The organism is Herminiimonas sp. (genome assembly GCF_030655415.1).
In genome coordinates, this window is sequence record NZ_JAURVN010000017.1 from 25598 (window position 1) to 47944 (window position 22347).

The 22347-nt window shown below is 49.3% G+C and carries 19 protein-coding genes and 1 other RNA gene; 7 read left to right on the forward strand and 13 right to left on the reverse strand.

Going from position 1 to position 22347, the window contains the following annotated elements; genetic code table 11:
- Positions 1-98 precede the first annotated feature (98 nt).
- The 10 genes from Q7T66_RS15895 to gyrA all read right to left on the reverse strand — a co-directional run bounded on the left by Q7T66_RS15895 (position 99) and on the right by gyrA (position 11835).
- Positions 99-413 carry a lipopolysaccharide assembly LapA domain-containing protein gene (locus Q7T66_RS15895; RefSeq protein WP_304934080.1) on the reverse strand — a complete coding sequence of 105 codons (315 nt, stop codon included), beginning with the start codon at positions 411-413 and terminating at the stop codon, positions 99-101.
- 162 nt (positions 414-575) lie between these two features.
- On the reverse strand, positions 576-881 hold the full coding sequence (locus Q7T66_RS15900; protein ID WP_011871954.1) for an integration host factor subunit beta: 306 nt from the start codon (positions 879-881) through the stop codon (positions 576-578).
- Positions 882-891: 10 nt separating this feature from the next.
- The gene (gene rpsA, locus Q7T66_RS15905; RefSeq protein WP_112991105.1) at positions 892-2577 is read right to left on the reverse strand and encodes a 30S ribosomal protein S1; all 1686 of its coding nucleotides are present in this window, start codon (positions 2575-2577) and stop codon (positions 892-894) included.
- A 200-nt stretch (positions 2578-2777) separates the two neighbouring features.
- Positions 2778-3455: a (d)CMP kinase gene (gene cmk, locus Q7T66_RS15910; protein WP_304934081.1), complete on the reverse strand. Its 678-nt coding sequence runs from the start codon at positions 3453-3455 to the stop codon at positions 2778-2780.
- A gap of 75 nt (positions 3456-3530) precedes the next feature.
- Positions 3531-4856, reverse strand: a complete 1326-nt coding sequence (gene aroA, locus Q7T66_RS15915; RefSeq protein WP_304934082.1) for a 3-phosphoshikimate 1-carboxyvinyltransferase — start codon at positions 4854-4856, stop codon at positions 3531-3533.
- The gene (locus Q7T66_RS15920) at positions 4853-5755 is read right to left on the reverse strand and encodes a prephenate dehydrogenase/arogenate dehydrogenase family protein (protein ID WP_304934083.1); all 903 of its coding nucleotides are present in this window, start codon (positions 5753-5755) and stop codon (positions 4853-4855) included. The genes aroA and Q7T66_RS15920 overlap by 4 nt, the downstream gene beginning before the upstream one ends.
- Positions 5756-5821: 66 nt before the next feature.
- Positions 5822-6928, reverse strand: coding sequence for a histidinol-phosphate transaminase (hisC, locus tag Q7T66_RS15925; protein ID WP_304934084.1), 1107 nt, complete (start codon positions 6926-6928; stop codon positions 5822-5824).
- An 87-nt stretch (positions 6929-7015) separates the two neighbouring features.
- Positions 7016-8092: a prephenate dehydratase gene (gene pheA / locus Q7T66_RS15930; protein WP_304934085.1), complete on the reverse strand. Its 1077-nt coding sequence runs from the start codon at positions 8090-8092 to the stop codon at positions 7016-7018.
- A 39-nt stretch (positions 8093-8131) separates the two neighbouring features.
- Positions 8132-9223: a 3-phosphoserine/phosphohydroxythreonine transaminase gene (serC, locus tag Q7T66_RS15935; RefSeq protein ID WP_304934086.1), complete on the reverse strand. Its 1092-nt coding sequence runs from the start codon at positions 9221-9223 to the stop codon at positions 8132-8134.
- Between the two features lie 2 nt (positions 9224-9225).
- Positions 9226-11835 (reverse strand): DNA gyrase subunit A, encoded by a 2610-nt coding sequence (gene gyrA / locus Q7T66_RS15940; protein ID WP_304934087.1) that lies wholly within the window; start codon positions 11833-11835, stop codon positions 9226-9228.
- Between the two features lie 258 nt (positions 11836-12093).
- Here gyrA and Q7T66_RS15945 point away from each other — a divergent pair, with 258 nt between their 5' ends.
- The 7 genes from Q7T66_RS15945 (at position 12094) to Q7T66_RS15975 (ending at position 18772) form a co-directional block, all read left to right on the forward strand.
- The gene (locus tag Q7T66_RS15945; RefSeq protein ID WP_304934088.1) at positions 12094-12756 is read left to right on the forward strand and encodes an OmpA family protein; all 663 of its coding nucleotides are present in this window, start codon (positions 12094-12096) and stop codon (positions 12754-12756) included.
- A gap of 319 nt (positions 12757-13075) precedes the next feature.
- A complete protein-coding gene (ompA, locus tag Q7T66_RS15950; protein WP_304934089.1) occupies positions 13076-13696 on the forward strand; it encodes an outer membrane protein OmpA in 621 nt (206 codons plus the stop codon).
- Between the two features lie 122 nt (positions 13697-13818).
- Complete coding sequence (gene ubiG, locus Q7T66_RS15955; RefSeq protein ID WP_304934090.1) at positions 13819-14514, forward strand: bifunctional 2-polyprenyl-6-hydroxyphenol methylase/3-demethylubiquinol 3-O-methyltransferase UbiG; 696 nt, start codon at positions 13819-13821, stop codon at positions 14512-14514.
- Between the two features lie 75 nt (positions 14515-14589).
- Complete coding sequence (locus tag Q7T66_RS15960; RefSeq protein WP_304934091.1) at positions 14590-15252, forward strand: HAD family hydrolase; 663 nt, start codon at positions 14590-14592, stop codon at positions 15250-15252.
- A 104-nt stretch (positions 15253-15356) separates the two neighbouring features.
- Positions 15357-15717, forward strand: a transfer-messenger RNA (tmRNA) gene (ssrA, locus tag Q7T66_RS15965).
- Between the two features lie 92 nt (positions 15718-15809).
- On the forward strand, positions 15810-17369 hold the full coding sequence (locus Q7T66_RS15970) for a site-specific integrase (RefSeq protein ID WP_304934092.1): 1560 nt from the start codon (positions 15810-15812) through the stop codon (positions 17367-17369).
- Between the two features lie 98 nt (positions 17370-17467).
- Positions 17468-18772, forward strand: a complete 1305-nt coding sequence (locus tag Q7T66_RS15975) for a hypothetical protein (RefSeq protein WP_304934093.1) — start codon at positions 17468-17470, stop codon at positions 18770-18772.
- 22 nt (positions 18773-18794) lie between these two features.
- Here Q7T66_RS15975 and Q7T66_RS15980 read toward each other — a convergent pair whose 3' ends face one another.
- From Q7T66_RS15980 to Q7T66_RS15990, 3 genes are all read right to left on the reverse strand, one after another.
- Entirely contained in the window at positions 18795-20384 is a 1590-nt protein-coding gene (locus Q7T66_RS15980; protein WP_304934094.1) for a hypothetical protein, read from the reverse strand.
- A 67-nt stretch (positions 20385-20451) separates the two neighbouring features.
- Complete coding sequence (locus Q7T66_RS15985; protein ID WP_304934095.1) at positions 20452-21138, reverse strand: recombinase family protein; 687 nt, start codon at positions 21136-21138, stop codon at positions 20452-20454.
- A 601-nt stretch (positions 21139-21739) separates the two neighbouring features.
- A complete protein-coding gene (locus Q7T66_RS15990) occupies positions 21740-22270 on the reverse strand; it encodes a hypothetical protein (RefSeq protein WP_304934096.1) in 531 nt (176 codons plus the stop codon).
- Positions 22271-22347: the final 77 nt, after the last annotated feature.

Sequence of the window (22347 nt, forward strand, 5' to 3'; positions counted from 1 at the left end):
TTATTATGTGTTGATCAAATGGCTGAATATGCCGTTTAAAGATGTGCGGCTACGGCGATTTCAAGATGTAATTTATGCTGCAGATTTTATAGCTTCAGTTATAGCTGAGAAACCGCATCCGGTTGCGGCGGTTGCGATTTAGCCAGCAAACTCGCCTGCGCTTCATTCTGTATCGTTACGAGCGCTTTCTTGTTCTTTGCTACTTCTCTACGCGAGCGGAACACCATAGGCAACATGGCCAACACGCCCAACACTGCGCCAGCAACGAAGAAGCCCAGCAACAGTAAAACCAGCGGTCCTTGTATGACGTAACCCAAGAAAAACCGTAATGTCACTTCGTCCGTATTCTTCAAGGCGAAGCCGAAAAATATGATGAAAAATATGGCAGCAAGGATTCTGAACAGGATCTTCATGACGCTGATTCCTTTATTTAGACTAGACGGATGGCTTTTTTAGCCAACCTGATCGGTACAACTTTTAACTAGCGAAATTGTACGTGAAAAGAAACGTCATCTTCAGATGGCGTAAAAAAAACGGCATCCGAAGATGCCGTTCCATATTTCATTGCACACAACTTAGTCTTCAATGATCGGTTGTCCAACCATCGCATCCACACGCTCGCGCAACTGTTTGCCAGGCTTGAAATGCGGTACCCGTTTTTCGGGAACCATCACTTTATCGCCAGACTTCGGGTTGCGACCAATGCGAGGTGGACGGCTGTTAAGCGCAAAGCTGCCAAAACCACGGATCTCGATCCGCTGTCCGGTTGCCAAGGCATCGGACATCGCATCGAGGATGGTTTTGACCGCGTAATCCGCATCCTTGGCTACCAGTTGCGGATAACGCTCAGCCAGACGGGCAATCAGCTCCGACTTTGTCATTGATGCTTACTTAGTTCTTGCTGTTGTCGAGCTTGGCTTTCAGCAATGCGCCGAGGCTGGTCGTACCCGACGCAGCGTTCGAATCTGTCGATGTCGACATTTTTTGCATTGCTTCTTGCGTTTCAACATTGTCTTTCGCTTTGATCGACAGTTGAATACCGCGTGCTTTGCGATCAACGTTGATAACCATAGCTTCGACTGTGTCGCCGACTTTCAGGTGCGTACCAGCATCTTCCACGCGATCGCGGGAGATTTCGGAAGCGCGCAAGTAGCCTTCAACTTCTTCGGACAATTGGATCACTGCGCCTTTAGGCTCAACCGATTTAACGGTACCAGTAACCAATGCGCCTTTGTCGTTCATCGCAGCGAAGTTGTTGAATGGGTCGCCTTCGAGTTGTTTGACGCCGAGGGAAACGCGTTCACGTTCCACGTCGATTGCTAACACGATTGCTTCCAGCTCGTCACCTTTTTTGAAGCGACGAACAGCTTCTTCGCCTGTTTCTGTCCATGACAGATCCGACAAGTGAACCAGACCGTCGATGTTGCCAGCCAGACCGATGAACACGCCGAAGTCGGTGATCGATTTGATCGCGCCGCGGACTTTGTCACCTTTCTTGTGGGTGACTGCGAAGTCGTCCCAAGGATTGGCTTTGCACTGTTTCATACCGAGGCTGATACGACGACGTTCTTCGTCGATTTCCAGAACCATGACTTCAACTTCGTCGCCCAATTGGACAACTTTGTTTGGTGCCACGTTTTTGTTGGTCCAATCCATTTCGGAAACGTGAACCAGGCCTTCGATGCCTTGTTCAACTTCAACGAACGAGCCGTAGTCTGTGAGGTTTGTGACTTTACCGAACAGGCGTGTGCCTTGTGGGTAACGACGTGACAAACCGGTCCATGGATCATCGCCCAATTGTTTAACGCCCAGCGAAACACGGTTTTTCTCTTGATCGTACTTGAGAACTTTAGCTGTGATTTCTTGACCGACAGTCAGCACTTCCGATGGGTGACGCACACGACGCCATGCCAGATCGGTAATGTGCAACAGACCATCGATACCGCCCAGATCCACGAACGCGCCGTAGTCGGTGATATTTTTGACGACGCCGGTTACAACGGTGCCTTCTTTGAGTGTTTCCATCAATTTTTGACGCTCTTCGCCCATCGATGCTTCGATGACAGCGCGACGGGACAACACTACGTTGTTACGTTTGCGATCAAGTTTGATAACTTTGAATTCGAGGGTTTTGCCTTCGAATGGGGTCGTGTCCTTGACAGGACGTGTATCGACCAGCGAACCCGGCAAGAATGCGCGGATGCCATTGGTCAAAACGGTCAGACCGCCTTTAACTTTACCGTTAACGGTACCGATCACGATTTCGCCAGACTCCATCGCTTTTTCAAGCGAGAGCCACGACGCCAGGCGTTTAGCCTTGTCGCGCGACAAGATCGTGTCGCCAAAACCGTTTTCGAGGGATTCGATTGCGACGGAAATAAAGTCGCCTACGTTGACTTCGAGTTCGCCATTGTCGTTTTTGAATTCTTCGATTGGAATAAATGCTTCCGACTTCAAGCCGGCGTTGACGATAACGAAGTTATGGTCAAGGCGAACGACTTCAGCCGAAATCACTTCACCGGAACGCATGTCCTGACGTGACAACGATTCTTCAAAAAGAGCGGCAAAACTTTCCATGCCAACAGGTGTTTCTGATGTGGAGGTGACAACAGTAGTCATAAGAGATATTTAAGCAGGTTGACCAGGATTCGTATTTTCTCGTTTCACTGCAAACTGAACTGCACAGTAAAAGACGAACGAATAATGGGTTAGGTTTTTCAAAGCCCGCCAGACTTTGCGTCTGAACGGACAACGGGTACAACAATTTAAAACAAAACTTATACGGCTTGCTTCTTTGCTGCATACCAGCCAAGTACCTTTTCCACCGCTTGATTCACGGTTAAATCCGAGGTATCCAGCAAATACGCGTCTTCTGCGGGCTTGAGCGGAGCAACTGCGCGATTTGCATCACGGGCATCACGTTCGTTCAAATCTTTCAGGAGGTCTTGCATGTTAGCAGAAAATCCCTTGCCAATCAATTGCTTATATCGTCTTTCGGCACGTGCTTCGGCACTCGCCGTCAGGAAGACTTTCAGCTCTGCGTCAGGGAAAATCACCGTACCCATGTCGCGCCCATCGGCGATCAAGCCCGGAGCCTCACAAAAACGCAGTTGCAAATCGACCAAAGCCTTACGAACTGCGGGCAATGCTGCAATTTTTGATGCCGTATTACCAACTTCTTCTGCCCGTATCGACATCGTTACGTTTTCCCGATCCAGGAAAATGTCGCCATCCTTGAAGCCACACTTCAGACTTTCTACCGAATTAGCCAAAGCCTGCTCGTCATCCAATGCGATGCCGCGATACAAGGCGGACAAAGCAGTCAGACGATATAGAGCGCCGGAATCGAGGTAATGGAAGCCGAGTTCAGTTGCGACTAATTGCGCGACTGTGCCTTTGCCCGATGCGGTCGGACCATCTATCGCGATGACGGGAATATGTGTGGGTGTGGTCATTTTAGGAAATCAGTTAAGTGCACTCGGCATTCATGGGCTGTATTGCTCGGGCAAGCGAGTACTAACTTGCCGCCTTTAGAACAAAGTGTCTTCTGTCACTTTGGCAAAAGCGTCAAAGTAATCCGGGAAAGTTTTAGCGACGCATTGCGGATCGTTGATACGCACTTTATTGCCGCGACGTGCTGCACCATCCAGTGTCGCGAGTGAAAAGCACATCGCCATACGATGATCATCGTAGGTATCGATTGCTGCGGTCTGAATCCCTTTCGGTGGTGTGACGCGCAAATAGTCCGCCCCCTCTTCCACAATCGCACCCAGCTTGCGCAGTTCAGTCGCCATCGCACTAATGCGATCAGTTTCCTTCACGCGCCAGCTAGCAATATTGCGCAAAGTACTCGGGCCATCGGCGTATAAAGCTGCAACAGCAATCGTCATCGCGGCGTCAGGAATGTGATTGAAGTCGGCATCGATAGCGCGCAACACGCCATTCGATTCGGCTTCTATCCAGTTATCGCCCATGCGTATCGTCGCGCCCATTTGTTCGAGCGCTTCGACAAAACGTACGTCACCTTGAATACTATCCTTGCCCACACCTTCCACACGCACCGGGCCGCCAGCAATTGCGCCGGCAGCAAGGAAGTATGACGCCGACGAGGCATCGCCTTCCACATGAATAGTGCCTGGGCTGACATAGCGTTGACCAGCGGCAATCGTGAACGACTGCCAACCATCGCGTTGCACGGTCACGCCAAAACGTCGAATCAGATTCAGCGTAATTTCGATATACGGTTTGGAAATCAATTCACCGATCACATCGATCCGCACATCTTCATCGCGCGCCATCAAAGGCGCGGCCATCAACAATGCAGTCAGGAATTGGCTGGATACATTACCGCGCACTTGCATACGTTGCGCATGCAGTCGGCCGCGCTGAATATGCAATGGCGGATAACCTGCCACGCCGGTGTATTCGATATGCGTGCCAACGGCATTCAATGCTTCAACCAAATCAGCAATCGGACGCTCATGCATACGCGACACGCCATGCAAGGTGTAGTCGCCACCGGTAACGGCCAACGCAGCTGTCAGTGGACGAATCGCCGTGCCTGCATTGCCCATGAATAGATCCGCTTGGTGCACAGGGAATGAACCGTTCACACCATGCACGACATAATCCTGCGACTCGCCGATTTGCTCCCATTTGACGCCAAGTTTTTGCAGCGCCATTAACATCACATGCGTGTCGTCGGATGCCAGCAAATCCTTGATATGCGTGGTGCCATCGCACAGCGCCGCCAGCAACAACGTGCGATTGGAAATACTTTTTGAACCCGGCAAACGCACAACGCCTTTGGCGTGCATCGCTGGTTGCAGGTCAAGATAATGCGGATAGTGTTTCATTTATCGTTGTCTTGTTTAGGCTGGATTTCAGCAGTTTCGATACTGCGCTGCCAGTTTTGGCGCGCACGCTGTGCATTGGAAAACATTGCATACATTGCGTCACCATCGCCTACTGCGAGCTGGCCACGGAAGCGCGTGAGTTGAGCAATGTAAGCATCAAGCTCGGTCAATATTGCATGCTGATTGGTCAGACTGATATCACGCCACATCTCTGGCGACGAACCGGCAATCCGTGTGAAATCGCGGAACCCACTTGCGGCATATTGGAACAACAAATCGGCGTGTGGCTTGGTCGCAATATCATCGACCAAAGCGTATGCCAACAAATGCGGCAAGTGACTGACTGCCGCAAAAACTGCATCGTGATTTTCCGCCGTCAGTTGATGGATGATGGCACCGCATTGTTGCCACGCTTTTTCCACTACGGCGACCTGCTCGGCAGAGTTTTCTGGCAACGGCGTCAGGACAATTTTTTTGCCGATATACAAACTGGCAATCGCGGCGTCCGGACCAGTCGATTCCAAGCCTGCGATCGGATGGCCTGGAACAAACTGTCCAATTTTTTCACCAAGTGCGCGACGTGCGGCAAGCACCACTTCGCCTTTGATACTGCCAGCATCGGTGATGACTGTTTGCTTTTGCAAATAAGGTTTGATCGCAGCAAGCGTTGCTTCGGTTTGCGCTACCGGCACCGACAACAACACCAGATCGGCATCTAGCAGCGATTCTTCGATAGACGTGCTGATGACGTCAATAATGCCGAGTTCCTTGGCTCGCAACAGCGAAGCTTGGGTTCGTCCGACACCAACGATCTGTTCTACTGCACCGGCTTTGCGCAATGCGAGCGCGAACGATCCGCCTATCAAACCCACACCGAAGATGACGATTTTTTTTAGCACGTGAGGAGTTGGAAAATAGTTGATCAGTTAAGTTTAAAAGTCGAACGTTGGCTTTGCATTACAAACTCAAGCCAAGGCTTTTTTCAATGCGGCGATACAAATAGTATTTTCTTCTGGCAGGCCGATTGAAATGCGCAACCATTGCGGCAAACCATAGTTACCAACTGGACGCACAATCACACCTTGTTTTAACAAGCCCAGATTGATGCGCGCCCCAGCACTATCGTCATCACCGACTTTGACCAATACAAAGTTGGCGCTCGATGGAACATAGCTGAGCTTCAATTCATCAAAGGCTTGCGTCAACTGACGGTAACCTGCGGCATTCATTTGCGCGCTTTTTTCTACAAACGCTTTATCATCCAAGGCTGCAATCGCAGCGGCTTGCGCCAGCGAATTGACGTTGAATGGCTGACGTATGCGATTCAACAAATCGGTAATGCCAGGCTGCGCAATGCCATAGCCAATTCGCAAACCCGCCAAGCCATAAACCTTGGACATCGAGCGCGACACCAACAGATTCGGATATTGACTGACCCACGCGATCGAATCGTATTGCAATTCTGGTGCGAGGAATTCTGTGTAGGCTTCATCCAGCACGACGACGACATTCGGCGGCACACGCTTCAAGAATGCCTCGATCTGAGGCCCAGGAATAAATGTCCCCGTTGGGTTATTTGGATTCGCAACAAATATTAAACGCGTATCAGCTTCAATCGCGTCAAGCATCGCATCCAGATCGTGGCCAAAATCTTTTGCAGCAATAACGAGCGAACGGCCACCGACAGCCTGCGTCGCTAATGGGTAAATCGCGAATGAATACTGCGCATAGATCACCGATTGTCCCGGCTGCACAAATGCATGTGCGGACAATTCCAGAATATCGTTGCTGCCGTTACCGAGCGTGATCCACTCTGCAGGGACGCCATATTTTGCGGTGATCGCAGCTTTTAAATCGAAACCATTGCCGTCGGGATAACGGCCAGCATCTGCTATGGCAAGCGCCATCGCTTTCTTGGCCGACTCGGGCATGCCGAGCGGATTTTCATTGGATGCAAGTTTGACGATTTTTGCTTCGTCTAGACCGAATTCACGCGCAACTTCTGCAATCGGTCTGCCACCTTGATAAGGCGCAATCGCACGAACGTAATCAGGGCCGAACTGAATTGACATAAAGGATTCCATAACAAGAATGACTATTGCCAGAATGACGTTGCTGCGTTTGCAGGCAAGCGCTCACGGCACAACAGCAGAACTAAATTACAAACTGAATGGATACGAACCGAGCACTTTGAAAAATGCGGAGTTGTCTTTCAGCTCCGTCAATGCGTCTGCCACTTTGCTGTCTTTCAAATGGCCTTCCACATCAACGTAAAAATAATATTCCCACGTACCCATGCGTGCAGGACGCGATTCAAAACGCGTCATCGACACGCCATGTTTCGCCAGCGGCGCCAATAGATTGTAGACAGCACCGGCTTTGTTCGGCACCGACAGCACCAGCGATGTTTGATCCTTGCCACTAGGAGCAGTATGCAAACGACCGATCACCGCGAAGCGCGTGCGATTGTGAGGATCATCCTGGATATGGGCTTTGACGATTTGCAGACTGTAATTCTTGCCGGCGATTTCACTGGCAATGGCTGCGACCGATGTATCTTCGCCTGCCAAGCGTGCGGCTTCACCATTGGAAGCTACAGCGCGACGTTCTATGTTTGGATAGTTTTGGTTGAGCCACAATTGACATTGCGCCAGCGCTTGCGAGTGCGCGCATATGCTTTTGATCTCGCTCATGTTGCCGGAGCGCGTCATCAAGCTGTGATTCACTTGTATCGATACTTCGCCGCTCAAGGTCAACGTCGTTTGCAGCAGCAAATCAAGGGTGCGATTGATCACGCCTTCAGACGAATTCTCAATCGGCACCACACCAAAATCTGCAGTGCCAGCTTCCGTGGCGCGAAACACTTCATCGATAGATGCACATGGCATGCCTTCGACTGCACGACCAAACTGTTGATACACCGCTTGTTCGCTGAAGGTTCCTGCAGGGCCGAGATAGGCAACCGTCACGCGCTTTTCCAACGCACGACAAGCCGACATCACTTCACGAAAAACGGTTTGAATATCCGTATCCAAAAGTGGGCCGGGATTGCGTTCTGCCACACTGCGCAAAACCTGCGCTTCACGTTCAGGGCGAAAAACCGGTGCGTTGGTTTCTGCCTTAACGTGGCCGACTTGCTGTGCGACGCGTGCGCGCTGATTCAACAAATCCAGAATTTGCGCATCGATTGCGTCGATTTGCACGCGCAGCGGTTTGAGCTTGTCGTCCATCGTCATCTTATTCAAAGACCTTAGATGTTTTGATTCAAACGAGAATCAAGCGTATTTTTTCTCGAAGTCCTTCATGAAGGCAACCAGCGCCTGCACGCCTTCGATCGGCATTGCATTGTAAATCGATGCACGCATACCGCCTACTGAGCTATGACCTTTGAGTTGCACCAGATCGTTTTGCTCAGCTTCAGCGATGAACTTGGCGTTCAAGGATTCGTCTTTCAAGAAAAACGGTACATTCATGCGCGAACGGTTCGCTGCTGGCACTTTATTGATATAGAAATCTGTTGAATTCAGATAGTCGTACATCAATTGCGCTTTGGCGATATTGTTTTTCTCCATTGCTGCAACACCGCCATGGCGTTTCATCCATTGGAAGGTCAAGCCAGCAATATAGATAGGATACGTTGGTGGCGTGTTGAACATCGAGTCATGTTCTTCAACCATTTTCCAGTCGAATGCGGACGGGCAAATTGGCAAAGCGTGGCCAAGCATATCTTCACGCACGATGACGATGGTCAAACCTGCAGGACCGATATTCTTTTGTGCGCCAGCGTAAATCACGGCGTACTTAGAAACATCGATTTCGCGCGACAAAATGTTCGACGACATATCCGCGACCAAAGGCACATTGCCTACGTCTGGCACGAAATCGAATTCAACACCGCCGATAGTTTCATTGGTGCAGATATGCACGTAGGCAGCATCTGGTGTCAGCTTCCAGGTATCGCGTGCAGGCACGTGATCGAAACCTGAATCTTCTGACGATGCGGCGATGTTGACCTTCGCATACTTGTGCGCTTCTTCAATGCTCTTGACTGACCAGTGACCGGTATTGACGAAATCGATCGTCGCCGGTTGTGATTTATGGCCAATCAAATTCAAAGGCACGATTGCATTTTCAGCAATCGCGCCGCCTTGCATGAACAGAATTTTATAGTTATCCGGAATCGCCATCAGCTCACGCAGATCGCTTTTTGCAGTTGCCAGGATTTCCGTGAATTCGCGCCCGCGATGACTCATCTCCATGACTGACAAACCGCAACCTCTCCAGTTTGTCATTTCATCCGCAGCTTGCTGAATCACTTCTTGCGCAATTGCAGCAGGGCCCGGTGAAAAGTTAAACACGCGCTTCATTATTATTCTTCCTCTGTACCGGATTGATCTTCTTCAATATCTGATTCAAGTATGCGTTGCAGTCCGCTCAGCTTGGTGCCGTCTTCGACCGCAATCAAGGTCACGCCTTGGGTCGCACGCCCCATTTCGCGAATCTCTGCAACGCGGGTACGAATCAACACACCACCGGTTGTGATCAACATGATTTCATCAGCAACGTCCACCAGAGTAGCGGCAACAACTTTGCCGTTACGCTCGCTGGTCTGGATTGCAATCATGCCTTTGGTACCACGGCCATGACGTGTGTATTCGGTGATCGGCGTACGTTTGCCGAAACCGTTTTCTGTCGCGGTCAGTACTGATTGCTGTTCGTTTTCAGCTACCAGCAAGGCGATGACTTGTTGTCCGTCTTCCAGATTCATACCACGCACACCACGCGCTGTACGGCCCATAGGACGCACATCGTTTTCGTCAAAGCGCACTGCCTTGCCGGAATCGGAGAACAACATCACATCATGCTTGCCATCAGTCAGCGCAGCACCGATCAGGAAATCGCCGTCATCCAGATCAACCGCGATAATGCCGGCCTTGCGTGGATTGCTGAAATCGCTGAGCGAGGTTTTTTTCACGGTGCCAAGACTGGTCGACATGAAAATATAGCGATCTTCAGGGAACGTACGGTTCTCGCCGGATACCGGCAGAATCACGGTGATTTTTTCGCCGTCCTGCAGCGGGAACATATTGACGATAGGTTTGCCGCGCGAATTGCGTGAACCTTGCGGCACTTCCCACACTTTCAACCAGTACATACGGCCGCGATTACTAAAGCAGAGGATGTAATCATGCGTGTTCGCGATGAACAGTTGATCGATCCAGTCGTCTTCCTTGGTCGCCATTGCCTGCTTGCCGCGACCGCCACGTTTTTGTGCGCGGTATTCGGTAATTGGCTGCGACTTCATGTAACCGGTATGCGACAAGGTCACGACCATATCTTGCGGCGTGATCAAATCTTCGGTGCCCAAATCGGTCGCGTTCAGTTCGATAGTCGAACGACGCGCATCCTTATTGCCGATGCCATATTCATTTTTGATTGCTGTCAGTTCGTCGGTGATGATGACGGTGACGCGTTCAGGCTTGGACAAAATATCGAGCAGATCGGCGATTTGATCCATGACTTCTTTGTACTCATTGACGATCTTGTCTTGTTCCAGACCAGTCAAGCGTTGCAGACGCATCTGCAAAATTTCTTGCGCTTGATCGTCCGATAATTTGTACAAACCGTCAGGCTGAATACCATAATGCTTAGGCAAATTCTCAGGACGGAAAGCATCGATGCCGCCGATGCCCTCGCCGGTACGCGCCAACATCTCGCGCACAACTGACGAATCCCAGGCACGCGCCATCAAGTCAACTTTCGCTACCGGCGGCGTTGGCGCCGCTTTGATGATGGCGATGAAGTTATCAATGTTGGCCAGTGCAACGGCCAGGCCTTCCAAGACATGGCCGCGTTCACGCGCTTTGCGCAACTCAAATATCGTACGACGCGTAACGACTTCACGGCGATGCGAAAGGAAGCATTCCAGCATTTGCTTCAGGTTCAGCAACTTCGGCTGATTGTCGACCAGCGCAACCATGTTCATGCCGAAGGTGTCTTGCAACTGAGTCTGTTTGTACAGATTGTTCAGTACGACTTCCGGCACTTCATTGCGCTTCAATTCAATGACAACACGCATACCCGATTTATCGGACTCATCGCGAATATCGGAAATACCGTCGAGCTTTTTGTCGCGCACTAATTCTGCAATGCGTTCCAGCAGCGACTTTTTGTTAACTTGATATGGCAACTCGTCGACGATGATCGCCGCGCGATTTTCCTTGCCGTATTCTTCGAAGTGCGTTTTCGCGCGCATGACAACGCGACCGCGACCTGTGCGATAACCATCGCGCACGCCCGACACACCATAAATAATGCCGCCCGTAGGGAAATCCGGCGCCGGAATGATTTCGATCAGTTCATCAATCGTCACCTCGGCATTGCGTAATACATGCAAGGCGCCGTCAATGATTTCAGTAATGTTGTGCGGTGGAATATTGGTCGCCATACCAACTGCAATACCGGACGAACCGTTGATCAGCAGATTCGGAATTTTGGTCGGCAGTACCGACGGTTCACGTTCCTTGCCGTCATAGTTGGGCACGAAATCGACGGTGTCTTTGTCGATATCAGCCAGAATTTCATTCGCCAGTTTGTCCAGACGACACTCGGTATAACGCATCGCCGCAGCGTTATCGCCATCGACAGAACCGAAGTTACCTTGGCCATCGACCAGCATGTAACGCAGCGAAAATGGCTGCGCCATCCGCACCAGCGTGTCGTAAATCGACTGATCGCCATGTGGATGGTATTTACCCATCGTCTCGCCGACGACGCGCGCGCATTTTACATACGGGCGATTCCAGACGTTATTCATTTCATGCATCGCAAACAGAACCCGGCGATGCACAGGCTTCAAGCCATCACGCACGTCAGGCAGCGCACGACCAACAATTACGCTCATCGCGTAATCGAGGTAACTCTTGCGCATTTCTTCTTCAAGCGAAATCGGGATTGTTTCTTTAGCGAATTGATCCATTGGCGGTTCGTCTGGTCTTTGGCTAGGGTTTGATAATGAAGAATCAGGCGCTTATTTATAAGCAAATACGGCAAATACGCGCACGATCCGGCAAATCATAGATTTTAACACGGCCGACAACTCTTCTTATCGCTTTTGGCATCCAGGGAACTTTGTAAGCGATGGTTAGCGCCGGGACTGAATTCCGGGAAAATATGTTTAAATGCGGGCTGCTGAAAATCGGCATCCACTTCAGAACACCGTCCATCAAGAGAAAATATGCTTAACAAACTGGCCTTAGTTATATTGGTCGGCGCCGCGTCGCCTTATGTCACAGCGCAAACCAAGGCGGACATCTCAGCGCCATCCAGCCATTCTTATAGTCAAAACAGTAGCGGAGTCATCACCCGCAGCGAATTTGGCCTGTGCTGGAGATCAGGATCATGGTCAGAAAATGACGCCATCGCAGGCTGCGACGGCGCCCTCGCCTCACCTATTCCAAACCCCATCGCGCCCGATATCGCCAACAACTTGACCAAGGCCGTGCCGGCTCAGGCCGCCAAGCCATGCAACTTCACATTAAGCAGCGATCAAACCTTTGCCTTTAATAAAGCTCAATTAAATAAAGCTGCTAAACGCCAGATAGATCGCGACGTCTTACCCCGCCTAGCTGAATGCCAGAATATCAAAAGCATCACGATTACTGGACACACTGACAATCTGGGCTCGATTCAATCCAATCAAATCCTTTCGGAAAACCGCGCGAAAGCCGTCGCCGATTATTTGAAGGCAAAAGGAGTCACCACCAAAACGAATGTAATTGGTGCGGGATCAAGCCAAGCACTGAAAGCGTGCAACGACAAATTAACGCATACAAAATTGATACGCTGCCTGGCACCAAATCGGCGCGTCTTGATTGAAGTTATAAATTCCGAAAAATAATAAAAATGCAATTAACCAATAAAAATTTCTTCAGAACATGAACCTTTTTTGATGTACTAAGGTCAATGTTTTGCTATAAGAAACATTGAACAGCCGCCCGTTGTATTGTTACAACAATTATAGAAAAACGATAATCTGTGTATTTAACAAGGGGCACTGAATCGATAGGCTGTGGCAAAATAGTGGCAAGTTAAATTATTGCATGTGAACAATTTGTCTCATGCGGTTTTTGAAGCGCGTGTTACCATCCATTTCCGATGTCATTTACGTAATTTGCGCAGTTTATCTGCGGATATCTCACTCGAGAGGAGAAAGAAATATGAATAAATTAGCAAAACTCGTCTTCGCTGCGTCCGCGGTCGTTGCGTTCTCGGCCCAAGCTCAAACAGACATCAAAGCAAGCACTCCAAAAAGCGCTTACGCTCAAGCTTCAAACGGCACTATCGTTCGTAGCGGCACTGGTTTGTGCTGGCACACAGGTTACTGGACTCCAGCTGATTCAGTTGCAGGTTGCGACGGCGCGTTGGTAGCTGCAGCAGCTCCAGCAGCTCCAGCAGCTCCAGGTGCAGTAGCTCCAGTTCCAACAGCAGAAAAAGTCACATTTGCAGCTGATGCATTCTTTGACTTTGACAAAGCAACTCTGAAACCAGACGGCAAAGCTAAGCTTGACGACCTGGCATCCAAGCTCGGCGCGTTGAACTTGGAAGTTATCATCGCAGTTGGTCACACTGACTCCGTTGGTTCCGATGCTTACAACCAAAAATTGTCGATCCGCCGCGCTGAAGCTGTTAAAGGCTACCTCGTGAACAAAGGTGTTGATACAAAACGCGTCTACACTGAAGGCAAAGGCGAGAAACAACCAGTTGCTACCAACAAAACAGCAGCTGGCCGCGCACAAAATCGTCGCGTAGAAATCGAAGTTGTCGGTACACGTAAATAATTCGTTTCATACGAATTAAAAAACCCCGCTTCGGCGGGGTTTTTTTTTCGCACATAATTTGTGCAGTGAATTTCCAACTGATGGAATCCCGCTCTTTGCACTTTCCAGTTATTATTTAGCCCATGAATGCTGACCCATTAGAACTGAAAAAATTTAGCGATCTGGCCCATCAATGGTGGGATCCCACATCAGAATTTCGTCCTTTGCATGAAATCAATCCATTACGACTTGAATGGATTAATAGTCGCGCACCTTTAGCGGGCAAAACCGTAATCGATATTGGTTGCGGCGGCGGCATCCTTGCCGAATCAATGGCAAAAAAAGGCGCGAATGTAACCGGCATAGATCTGTCCGAAAAAGCACTCAAGGTCGCTGACTTGCACAGCCTCGAATCAGGCGTACAAGTGCGTTATGAGTTGATCGCTGCAGAAAGTATTGCAGAACGTGAAGCAGGAAAATTCGACATCGTCACCTGCATGGAAATGCTGGAACACGTACCCGACCCTTCTGCCATCGTCGCGGCTTGTGCGAAACTTGTGAAACCGGGTGGCAACCTATTTTTCTCCACCATCAATCGCAATCCAAAAGCATATTTGCACGCAGTAATCGGTGCAGAATATCTATTGCGCATGCTGCCAAAAGGTACGCACGATTACGCCAAATTCATCACGCCTGCGGAGCTATCACGCTTTGCGCGCGAAGCCGGATTGACGATCGATGCGTTGAAGGGAATGGGTTTCAATCCGCTCACGCAAATCTATTCGTTGCACCAAGACACAAGCGTCAATTATCTGGTCGCTTGCACCAAGCCCGCCTGATTTTCAATTTCAGTGAACGCTTTTTCGCAGACGCGATAAAGCGTTCACTTGATCTGACCACCTCATTGAATCCGCATGACATTACCTAAACCTAAAGCCATCCTGTTTGATCTAGATGGCACACTTGCGGACACCGCACCCGACTTGGCTGGCGCAGTGAATCAATTGCGTATTTCTCGCGGCATGGCACCAACTGATTATGAATTATTGCGCCCTGTCGCTTCTGCGGGTGCGCGTGGTTTGATCGGCGTTGCATTCGGCATTACCCCGCAAGATGAAAGCTACCCAGAACTGCGCGACGAGTTTTTGCAAAACTATGAGACCGCGATTGCGGTGAACAGTCGATTGTTTGATGGCGTAACAGAATTATTGTCGGGCTTGCAGGAAAAAGGGATTGCATGGGGCATCGTTACCAACAAGGTCGCGTACCTCACTGACCAACTCGTACCCAAGATCGGCCTGCAACACGCGGCCTGCGTTATCTCAGGCGACACAACCGCACATCCAAAACCGCATCCCGCACCTTTGTATGAAGCTGCTAAGCGCATCAATATTCAAGCTGAACACTGCTGGTATGTAGGTGACGATCTGCGCGATATTCAAGCTGGGCAAGCTGCGGGTATGACAACCATCGCCGCGGCATGGGGTTATTGCGGTGAAGTTGCACCGGCAACATGGAAAGCAGATTTCTTGGTCGAGACGCCGCAGCAATTGCTGGCATTGCTCAACCAACATTGATAAGCCCCTACGCGAAGACTTATAGTCTGCCACATCATCGAACGACACAGGCCCTTGAATCAGGCGTGAAGCGCCTCATCTAATACGTTACAATAGTAATGCATGGGGGCGACCTGGTTTCGACGGGGGTTGCAAAGCAGTGCAGGGCATACCGAGGGCGGGCTACCTCGTAAATACAACCTGAAAAAACTTAACTGCAAACGATAACTCGTACGCACTAGCAGCTTAATTGCTGTTAGCTCTACAACACCTCGTCCTTGGGGTGGGCCGTTAAAAGCTGTAGAGTCATTTACAGGGACTCGTGTAATGTCGGGTTACTTGGCATCGCACTAAATAATAGGTAACTCGCTTGTACACAGCGTGCACGTCCGCGTTGTACCGGTTAAATTAAATGGCAGTGCTAAGTATGTAGAACTGTCTGTAGAGTACTTTCGGACGCGGGTTCGATTCCCGCCGCCTCCACCACGCATACGCTAAACCGTTGATCCGTCAACGGTTTTTGCGTTAACGACGATCTGATCTGGCTCGGAACCCCGAATGTCCACCCCGAAAAGATCATGTCGATATCGTTCCCGTCGCATCTACATCGCAGCCGACAAGGTACGCTGCAATTTAGAATCACTATACCGCTCGACCTGCGGCAGCACTTCTGTACCAAAGAGATATACATTGGACTTGGCACTGCGAGTGTTCGCCTAGCAAGTCGAGAAGCCCAATCTCTTTCTGCTACGTTCTGGCGAGTGTTTGAAGTCCTTCGAGCTAACCCGCTCTGCCCTACGATCGGTTCCATGTACTCAAAAGATATTACAACCAAACTTATTGCCGACATGCGTGCCACAGAAGCTAGGCATGAGCGAGCCATCCATCTTGATGAACTTAATACCGAGCTGGCAGAGAGCCGCAGTAAAAATCGACAAGATAAAGCAACGCACGAACGGGAAATTCAGCTCATGAAGTCGATGGTGATAGAAAAAAGCCTGAAACCAAAAAGTGACCTGAAATTATCCAGCTTCATTAAACCTTACTTCGATGGTATGCCTGCAGAGAGCCGCCCAAACGCGAAGACACTCGAATCCTATAACGCAGCGATCAATACGTTTATTAAGATCGTAGGTGACAAGCTGGTTGATGACTTAAGCATTGCCGATCAAAATCGTTTTGAGGATGTGATCTTTCGCCTCCCGTCGAACAGCACGAAAATTCAATCATCAAAACATCTCGGAATTGACGAGATGATTGCACTTCGGCTGAAATCCATTAGTATTCAAAGCGCTAAAAATATAGCGCGTCGTACCAATTCATTTCTGTCTTGGACGTTTCGTAGATTAGAGTCAAAACCGCCATTTGTACTCTTGGAAACAACCAAGATTACCAAGCGCAAGAAAGCCAAGAAAGTGCGGCGCCCTTTCACTGATCTTGAACTCGCCAAGGTCTTCGATCCTCAAACATTTGCATCAAGTAATCAGCCAAGCCCGTACATGTTTTGGCTTCCCTTGATAGCTTTACATTCGGGAATGAGAATTAACGAAATTGCACAGTTTTCAATTTCGGATCTTGTTGTCATTTCAGGCATTGATTGTTTTAATGTGACAGACGAGCCAGATATTGAAGATTACGATGATTGTTTGGTAGAGAAGCATCTCAAAACTGAAGCAGCAAAACGCCTCGTACCAGTTCATCCGAAACTTCTCGAATTAGGACTACTTGAATATGCAAAAGCATTGAAGGATGCGAAGTTCGTTAGACTTTTCCCAGATCTTGTAGGTGGCCGCGACGGACCTGGGCAGCCAGCATCGAAACAATTTGCTCGATATTGTGACCGTATCAAGCTCACAGATAGGCAACTAGTATTCCACAGCTTTCGGCATGGTGTAATCGGACGTATGCGGGCCGCCAGACAGCCTAAGGAGCTACGAAAGCTTGTTGTCGGTCACAGTGCCATTGAAGACACCCATGACGCGTATGGTGACATGGACACGGACTACACGGCACTTGACAGGCGAGATGCCATTCATTCAATCAGCTATGAAGGTGTAATTGACTATGCCGGATTGCAGTCCATTTCACCGAAACTTGGAGATCTGAAAAAAGCTTTAAGAAGACAGCAAACACGGTGAACTGCAATGTTGATTCAGTGAATTAGGTACCAGATCCAGCACAATCCACAATGCAATAACGATTTGACCATCGTCAGCACTTACCATGACAGTCCCCTATGCCAAAACGCAAATACTTAGAGACGATTTTCAGCAATTTCGGAAGCTATGAGTCGCCCAACGGTGTTTTTAACCAAGCCGACCTGAATAACTCACCGTTGATACGTGCGCGTATAAGTCTGAGGACTGGCCAGGTTCATGGCATTAAACGGGAGGCCATCAATGCATTGTACGGTCTTACTCATGCGATCTACACGGGGACGGATCGGTACCGACGGGGCAGTACCTTCAAAGAAATATCCGATGCCGTTTTCGATACTCTAATGGAGTTCTTTGATCAGGCTCCCGCCAAAGTTGATGCCGATACCATTGCTACAATCGATCGAAAAATTGAAGCATGGTTTTGCGCAAAGGCGACGAGTACGTACTTATATATACCTTGCGACATCAATCCCTATCCTGCCAAGTCGTTCACAATTGGGGCGATTCGTTTCACCTTCCTGACCGAGTTCATCCCAATTACTGAAAAATCCGTTCCTAATTCGTTTGTGTTCGAGCAGATGTATGAGGCAATGAGACAACACGGCACGCTCTGGATGGCCGAAATAGAAGTACATGATTGCTTACCGAATAGAGCAGCGGAAATTGGCGATTTAGCGGTGGACCTCGCGCTCGTCGCACTGCAATTGATCGTACCGCTTAAATATTCGGAACGCATTGCTCGTTTGCATGCCAGAAGGGTTCCGCAATTAAAAAACTCAGTATCCATATCAAATGGGCATGTTTCTGCCGATGGGACCAACCAGCAACCTGGACACGGATTTGACGGCTCAGTACTTGAGAAAATAATCTCGCAAGAGAGTCATGTGCTTGCTTCAGTTGGCAAGCGAATCAATGCATTCCTAAACGGGCATGGGTCTCTTCCAAGACTAAATCAGAGCTGGAATGATGCCGCCTATTGGTTTCATGAAGGGATTGCAGAACCTCTAGATACGATTGCGGTACCAAAACTCGAAACCGCGATCGAAGTGTTGCTGTGCGCGGTTAGCTCTAAAGGTAGTGAGGTTCGTATCATCCAGGCAATTAAGACTTTCTATGGCCTAGAATCCGATCAAACGTTAAGTCCCGACTCCATTATCACTGTTAAGGAATTTGCAAAAGGCTTGGTCAGAGACCGCTCACGTCTTCTGCATGGAACTTGGTCTACCCTGACTACTGACATGCGTAGCAGTCGCTCAAGCCTCACCGTACTTGCACACGAGTTGCTGATTCAATTCAGCATGGAACTCGATGAGTATGAAGCCGCAGGCACAATGATTGACGATATTGATCCCTTCTTAACTTGGATAGAGGCGCGAAGGTAAACAAATAACCAGTTGCTCGGAGTTACTTTTTGCGGTTTTTGCGTTTTGACGCTTTCTGCATCTTCTTGAGCCGATTTGCAGTCTTCTTTTTATCTACTACTCGCGATTGTGTAGATTTCGTTGGAATTTCGTTGATGCGTTCAAGCGCAATCCGTTGGTCTGCTTGAGGAAATTCATCCTGACGATAACGCCAAACCTCCATTGCGTCACCCCACAAGCCAAATTCTCGCCGCTTAGACTCAAGCTCCGCCATCTCTTCAATAGTCCAGGTTTTCTGCATCAAGATAAACATGTCCTCGGAACCGCCCCGATAATCTTTGTGTATGTTGTCAAAAGCTATTCCGACAAACGTTGTTCCCAAAGGCGCAATCAGCTTTGCTGTTTTCACATAGGCATGCAAGACAGCTAAACGGTATTGTCGGTAATCATCGTAGGTATCATCAGCGCGTTTTGGCACGACAAGAAATACATATACAGTCTCTTCCGGCACATTTCCGGGGCATAAGCGACTTCGGCGCTCTCCAGGCGCGGCGTTTCGTAGCGCACCAATAAACACCTCAGCCAATTGGCGTCGACGGAAACGCGTTTCAGCAGCCATGAGGCGCAGTCCCTGCTCCGTTTCGACAGCAGTTTGATTGACATACTGGCTTTGTAAGCTAGGATCGCCATACTCTAGAAACCTATCAACAAGCTTGTCCCATTCATAGCTGATTAAGTCTGCTTGTTTTTTACGGATGTATTCTGGCTTGTCTTTTAAGGATTGGTAGATACCCGTATCAAGGAGTACGGTATCCGGTTGCCCTTCGCCGTCAGGTATATTGAAAAACACGTGTTCGGATTCGTCTGAGTTCATGGTTCCTAGATACAGCGCTAGCAAATCCTCTTCACCACAGGCCGATACTAATGTTCCTCGCCGTCCCAATAGGGCTTCTCGTTTGTTGAGATAGTCAAGTAGATCGGCAGCGGTATCAAGCTCACTAAGCAATAGTTCAACTGATACTTCGTCTAGGACATGTACGAAGTGTTTACTTGGTTCAGGCAATCCAACGGCAAATGGGTTACGCAGATGCGCATCGCCTTCAATGGAGCTATCCAAAGCTAATGAACCTAAACCGCCGTTAAAAGCGAGTGCAGGCTCGCGACTGCCTCGAGTAACAGCTACTAGATGAATTCTTACTGGGACATCGGTTGGCACGGTTACAGGTAACGGGCGCGTACACTTCGCATCCAAAAACGTCCGATTTGGGAATCGCTGCAACCACGATCTTGCACCGTGTAGCTGCTGACAAGATTCTAAAATCGCTCGCTTATACCAACGACCCCATGCTACAGATAGATCTTTGTTGGTCTGGAAGGTAACGTGTTTGTCCGAAAAAACGATGATATCGCTGCCGAAAATCACGAGCGCATCGCACAATTCTCTTGTGCTGGCTTTGCCGTTCTTGAACCCTTCATCGGTGAAGACATTAGGTTGCGACCAAAGCCGCAAGAATGACTTCTTGCATAGCGAAGTGAGGATCCGCTCGGAGTCGTTTAGCCCGTCAGAATCTGCAAGATCGAATAGACGCCGGATATCTTCAACCGGCGGAATGGATTCATTGTTAGTAGCCATCAAGCAGTATTGATCCCTTGAAGAAACGTGTATTTCTAAGCTTGTGGATCTTAACTCACCAATTCCATTAGATTGCCAAGCGAGCTACCAATCGTTGCAATTGGATCAATGTCCAAGTCCGACCCGTTGCAGTGCCGATGCGTAGATCGTTCAATTCTGCAACCATTTGACGTTGCGTGAGTAGTCGCAGTCTAAAGCCATCGATCTGACCCCGCATTCTTTCTGCGAAGAGGTTGGCGTCTTCTATTCTTCTATCAAGGCATGGCTTGAGGTTCGCATGACCTGCGGCTCCTAGAATCACACCGCGTGCCTTTGCTGCCGCTAGTGCGGCCTTCGTTCGGCTTCCAATCCGACGGCCTTCAAACTCAGCAAAGTTTGCCATGCCAATTAGAAGCATTCTGCCCTCGTCGGTTTTTGGATCGATGTCTGCAAACTCGGCAAACCTAATCGATACACCAGAATCGTCTAGCGTTTCTAAGAAGAACCTTACATCTCTCGCCAGACGGTCGAGTTTGGCAATCACCAGCGTGCAACCCTCCCTTTTGCATTGCGCGATCGCGGCTAGAAGCTGCGGCCTGCTTTTTGCTGCACTTCGACCCGATTCTATTTCAACGTATTCATTTACCTTGATCCATTCGTCATAGCACGTGAATTGGTCAACTGCGGTTTGTTGCGCTTCTAACCCAAGTCCTGACATGCCCTGCTTCTGTGTAGAGACCCTGAAGTAACCGATGTATCTTTTCCCCATTTTCATCCCCTGACTACATGACAAATCGATCGTTTAATGTGTAGTCAGGTTAACACGCCAAGCTAACAATGCCGGATGTTAGAAAACATATCCTCAACCCTTATATGCAGCGGTTTACCAATCGTGTATGCTCAGCGGTTGTACATCGCGTTTTATCGGCACCCTAACGTTCGGGCGCGATGAGTTCGGAAATAGAAGGCTACGGCATATTTCAAGCGGTGGAGTTGGCTCGCAAGAGGCTTCGCAGACCGTGCCGGTGACATGCATCAACGCCCCTGACCTCGATCAGTTGATGCACTACAGATAACTGCGATCGAGATTGAGTTTATAAAAAACTATACCCATGTCCTATGGGGTAGCTCAGGTAACCACCTAACCCCCAATCGTATTGGGGTTAGGGGGAGTTTGCCCAGAACTGCCCCATGTACCGAAACCCCATTAAAAGCTTCTTAACAGCTTCAAATTCTTCGAATTTGAACCGGTTCTTTCTTTTGTTTGCCTTAGCTACGCTCGAAGCTATCCAACACAATCACTTGTTCGTTCCGTACTCTTTAGAGTTACGCAAAAATTTGCCCGCTCGGTGAAGACCACACCCAGCATAAATCGTTTAGTCACAGTCCACAGCTCTGCCTGCATCGGTAATGCTTGTCCGGCATGTGTGAGTGGTTCCGTCCTTCATAACGTAAGTGTCGTATCTATTCCCAACACCAGGCACCGAACGAATGTGCCGTACCGCTTTCTTTTCGTATTCAGTTGACCCAGCCCGCTGAGTAGCGTCGAACGCTGCATTTGCCGCTTCCGCTTCCGCACGAAGCTCGCTCGGCTCTTTTGTTCGAATGGTGTGCCTCACTATATTGAGTCTACTTTTCATCGCGTAGCAGGTATAGCCACTGCCGGCGGGCGTTGTTTGGGCAACGAGTAATGCATCCGCTGCATCGAGATAATCTGCCTTCGAGTTTGCTTTCCAAGGATCGCCGCCGTTAAGGTTGCATTCTTTGCACCCAAAGTGCGTAAACGATTCCAACCGACTAACGCACTCAGCTTTCTCTTTGTCATATTTCGCTTGTTGTTCCTTACTGGTACATCCTGTAATCAGACAGAGCAAAAATAGCGGTGTCAGAAAAGCGAGTTTCTTCATCGGTAGCAGTCATGGAGTGGATTATGGATAGCGTCTAAAAGCGCCTCCTAAAATCGATGTCTCGATTAGAGAGGTAA

Excerpts from the sequence above, each read along its gene's own strand:
- Q7T66_RS15895 (WP_304934080.1), bottom strand. The coding sequence starts at position 413 with ATGAAGATCCTGTTCAGAATCCTTGCTGCCATATTTTTCATCATATTT.
- Q7T66_RS15900 (WP_011871954.1), bottom strand. The coding sequence starts at position 881 with ATGACAAAGTCGGAGCTGATTGCCCGTCTGGCTGAGCGTTATCCGCAA.
- rpsA (WP_112991105.1), bottom strand. The coding sequence starts at position 2,577 with ATGGAAAGTTTTGCCGCTCTTTTTGAAGAATCGTTGTCACGTCAGGAC.
- cmk (WP_304934081.1), bottom strand. The coding sequence starts at position 3,455 with ATGACCACACCCACACATATTCCCGTCATCGCGATAGATGGTCCGACC.
- aroA (WP_304934082.1), bottom strand. The coding sequence starts at position 4,856 with ATGAAACACTATCCGCATTATCTTGACCTGCAACCAGCGATGCACGCC.
- hisC (WP_304934084.1), bottom strand. The coding sequence starts at position 6,928 with ATGTCAATTCAGTTCGGCCCTGATTACGTTCGTGCGATTGCGCCTTAT.
- pheA (WP_304934085.1), bottom strand. The coding sequence starts at position 8,092 with ATGACGATGGACGACAAGCTCAAACCGCTGCGCGTGCAAATCGACGCA.
- serC (WP_304934086.1), bottom strand. The coding sequence starts at position 9,223 with ATGAAGCGCGTGTTTAACTTTTCACCGGGCCCTGCTGCAATTGCGCAA.
- gyrA (WP_304934087.1), bottom strand. The coding sequence starts at position 11,835 with ATGGATCAATTCGCTAAAGAAACAATCCCGATTTCGCTTGAAGAAGAA.
- Q7T66_RS15945 (WP_304934088.1), top strand. The coding sequence starts at position 12,094 with ATGCTTAACAAACTGGCCTTAGTTATATTGGTCGGCGCCGCGTCGCCT.
- ompA (WP_304934089.1), top strand. The coding sequence starts at position 13,076 with ATGAATAAATTAGCAAAACTCGTCTTCGCTGCGTCCGCGGTCGTTGCG.
- ubiG (WP_304934090.1), top strand. The coding sequence starts at position 13,819 with ATGAATGCTGACCCATTAGAACTGAAAAAATTTAGCGATCTGGCCCAT.
- Q7T66_RS15960 (WP_304934091.1), top strand. The coding sequence starts at position 14,590 with ATGACATTACCTAAACCTAAAGCCATCCTGTTTGATCTAGATGGCACA.
- Q7T66_RS15970 (WP_304934092.1), top strand. The coding sequence starts at position 15,810 with ATGTCGATATCGTTCCCGTCGCATCTACATCGCAGCCGACAAGGTACG.
- Q7T66_RS15975 (WP_304934093.1), top strand. The coding sequence starts at position 17,468 with ATGCCAAAACGCAAATACTTAGAGACGATTTTCAGCAATTTCGGAAGC.
- Q7T66_RS15980 (WP_304934094.1), bottom strand. The coding sequence starts at position 20,384 with ATGGCTACTAACAATGAATCCATTCCGCCGGTTGAAGATATCCGGCGT.
- Q7T66_RS15985 (WP_304934095.1), bottom strand. The coding sequence starts at position 21,138 with ATGAAAATGGGGAAAAGATACATCGGTTACTTCAGGGTCTCTACACAG.
- Q7T66_RS15990 (WP_304934096.1), bottom strand. The coding sequence starts at position 22,270 with ATGAAGAAACTCGCTTTTCTGACACCGCTATTTTTGCTCTGTCTGATT.